Genomic DNA, 3,472 nt, shown 5'->3' on the forward strand with positions numbered 1-3,472 from the left:
GAAGGTGGGGTGTGTTTGGGCGAGTTGGGCGCCCATGCCGGGCCATTGGGAGCCTTGGCCGGGGTAGATGAAGACGGTTTTGCCGGGGGTGGGGGTGCCGGTGATGAGGGTGGTGTGTTCTTGTCCGGTGGCTAGTGCGGTGAGGCCGGTGAGGAGTTCGTCGCGGGTGTGGGCGATGATGCCGGCGCGGTGGTCGAAGTGGGTGCGGTGGATGAGTGCGGGTGCGAGGGTGGCCGGGGTCAGCTCGGGTTCACGTTCCAGGTGGGTCAGCAGTCGCGTGGCCTGATCGGCCAACGCCTCCCGCGACTTGGCCGACAGCAGGACGGGCAGGCCGGGTTGGGCCTCGGGCGTGTGGGTCTCCTCGGTTGGCGGGGCCTGTTCGAGGATGATGTGGGCGTTGGTGCCGCTGATGCCGAAGGAGGAGACGGCGGCGCGGCGGGGGCGTTCGGCCTCCGGCCAGGGCTGTGGCTCGGTGAGCAACGCGACCGCGCCGGCCTCCCAGTCGACATGGTCGGATGGTCGGTCGACATGCAGGGTCTTGGGCAGCACGCCGTGCCGCATGGCTTCGACCATCTTGATGACGCCGGCGATGCCGGCGGCGGCCTGGGTGTGGCCGATGTTCGACTTCAACGAGCCCAGCCACAGCGGCCGTTCGGCGTCGCGGTCCTGGCCGTAGGTGGCCAGCAGCGCCTGGGCCTCGATCGGGTCGCCCAGCGTCGTTCCCGTGCCGTGCGCCTCCACCGCGTCCACGTCACCCGGTTCGAGCCGCGCGTTGGCCAACGCCTGCCGAATCACGCGCTGTTGGGAGGGGCCGTTGGGCGCGGTGAGGCCGTTGCTGGCGCCGTCCTGGTTGACCGCGCTGCCCCGGATCAGACCCAACACGCGGTGCCCGTTCCGTTCCGCGTCGGACAGCTTCTCCAGCACGACCAGCCCGACGCCCTCGCCCCAGGCGACGCCGTCGGCGCCGGCGGCGAAGGACTTGGAGCGGCCGTCGGGGGCCAGGCCCCGCTGGCGGCTGAACTCGATGAAGCTGTTGGGCGTCGCCATCACCGTGGCCCCGCCGGCCAGCGCCAGCGAGCACTCGCCGGAGCGCAGCGCCTGGGCCGCCAGGTGCAGGGCGACCAGCGAGGAGGAGCAGGCGGTGTCGACGGTGACGGAGGGGCCTTCGAGGCCGAAGGTGTAGGAGATGCGTCCCGTTGCCACGCTCCCTGTGGTTCCCGTGGAGAGATAGCCCTCGATGTCCTCGGGGACATGGGGCTGGCGCGGGGCGTAGTCGTGGTACATCAGGCCCGCGAAGACCCCGGTACGGCTGCCCCGCAACGACGTCGGGTCGATCCCGGTCCGCTCAACGGCCTCCCACGCGGTCTCCAGCAGCAGCCGCTGCTGCGGGTCGGTGGCCAGCGCCTCCCGGGGGCTCATGCCGAAGAACGCGGGGTCGAACTCGCCGGCGTCGTGCAGGAATCCGCCGTGCCGGGTGTAGGACGTGCCGGGGTGGTCGGGGTCCGGGTCGTAGAGGTTGGCCAGGTCCCAACCACGGTTCTCCGGGAACTCGGTGACGGCATCGATCCCGTCCGCCACCAGCGCCCACAGCTCCTCGGGCGTGGTCGCGCCGCCGGGGAAGCGGCACGCCATGCCGACGATCGCCACCGGCTCGTCCACCGCGCCGGGCGCGGCGACCACGGTGGCGACCGCGTTCGCCTTCTCCCCGACCAGCTCGGTCAGCAGCTGCCCCGCCAGCACGGCCGGCGTCGGATAGTCGAAGACGAGCGTCGAGGGCAGGCGCAGCCCGGTGGCCGCGTTGAGGCCGTTGCGCAGCTCGACGGCGGTGAGCGAGTCAAAGCCCAGCTCCTCGAACGGCGCATCGGCGTCGATGCCCGCCGGCGAGGCGTGCCCGAGCACGCGCGCCACCTGGGCGCGCACCAGGTCCAACAGGAACGCCTCCTGGCCCGCGCGATCCAGCCCCGCCAACTGCCCGGCCAGCCCGCCGTCGCCCCGGACCGCCGGCGCGTTCGCGGCGGCGGCCTGCGCGCGTGGGACGCGCACCAGCGCGCGGAACGCGCTCGGCAGCGTGCCGGCGGCGGCCATCGCCCGCAGCGAGGGCAGGTCCAACGGCGTGGGAACGAGGGTGGGGTGGGGGGTGGTGAGTGCGGTGTCGAGGAGGGTGAGGCCGAGTTCGGGGTTGATGGGGCGGAGGCCGGTGCGTTGGATGCGGGCGCGGTCGGCGTTGGAGAGGTCGCTGGCCATGTCGCTGCCGTCGGTGTTCCACAGGCCCCAGGCGAGGGAGGTGGCGGGCAGGTTGTGGGTGTGGCGGTGGTGGGCGAGGGCGTCCAGCGAGGCGTTGGCGGCGGCGTAGTTGGCTTGTCCGGCGCTGCCGAGGGTGCCGGCGATGGAGGAGAAGAGGACGAAGGCGGTGAGGTTGAGGTCGCGGGTGAGTTCGTGGAGGTTCCAGGCGGCGTCGACCTTGGGGCGTAGGACCGCGCTGAGTCGTTCGGGGGTGAGGGAGGTGAGGATGCCGTCGTCGAGGATGCCGGCGGTGTGGATGACGGCGGTCAGCGGATGCTCGGTGGGGATGTCCGCCAGGAGTGCGGCCAGGGCGTTGCGGTCGGCGGTGTCGCAGGCGGCGATGGTGACCTCGGCGCCCGACTCGGTGAGTTCGGCGGCGAGTTCGGCCGCGCCGGGTGCGTCGGGTCCGCGTCGGCTGGTGAGCAGCAGGTGGCGGACGCCGTGTTCGGTGACCAGGTGGCGGGCCACCAGGGAGCCCAGGGCTCCGGTGCCGCCCGTCACCAACACCGTCCCGGCCAACACCGGCGCATCGACCGCCTCGCCGCCGCCCCGCACCAGCCGGAAGGCATACGGCTGCCCCGCCCGCAGCGCCAACTGCGGCTCGTCCAAAGCCAACGCGGCGGGCAGCACCCGCAGGGACGACGGCTCGCCGTCCGTGTCCACGACCGCGAACCGGCCCGTGTGCTCCGCCTGGGCCGAGCGGACCAGGCCCCACACGCCGGCCGCCTCGGGCCGGACGACCGCGTCGCCGTCCACGGCGGCGATCGCGCCCTCCGTCAGCAGCACCAGCCGCGCGTCGGGAAGGGAGTCCTCCAGCGCGATCCACTCCTGCGCCAGGGCCAGGGCGTCCGCCACGACGTTCGGCCCCTCGGCCACGGGCGCGAACACCAGCGCCGGCGCCGGGCCTTCGCCCGCGCGGACGGCCTCGGCCAACGAGGCGAGGTCCGGGTGGGCACCGGCCGTCAGCGCCTCGGCCACCGGCGACGACGCGTCACCCAGCACGACCACCGGCTCATCGGCCGCCGCACCCTCGACCACCGGCACCGCCAGCCACTCGGGTCGCAGCAGGGTGTTGTGGTGGGGGGTGGTGGGTTGGGGGGTGGTGAGGGTGCGGAGGGTGAGGTTTTCGATGGTGGCGATGGGGGTGCCGGTGGGGTCGGTGAGGTGGAGTGTGGTGGTGGTGTTGGTG

At 73.2% G+C, this 3,472-nt stretch carries 1 protein-coding gene; it reads right to left on the minus strand.

Going from position 1 to position 3,472, the window contains the following annotated elements; translation table 11 throughout:
• Window positions 1-3,472 (minus strand): type I polyketide synthase (locus tag FH609_RS30700; RefSeq protein WP_139675780.1); only part of this gene is annotated, 3,472 nt, incomplete at both ends.

The organism is Streptomyces sp. 3MP-14 (assembly GCF_006334905.2).
Classification (GTDB): domain Bacteria; phylum Actinomycetota; class Actinomycetes; order Streptomycetales; family Streptomycetaceae; genus Streptomyces; species Streptomyces triticirhizae.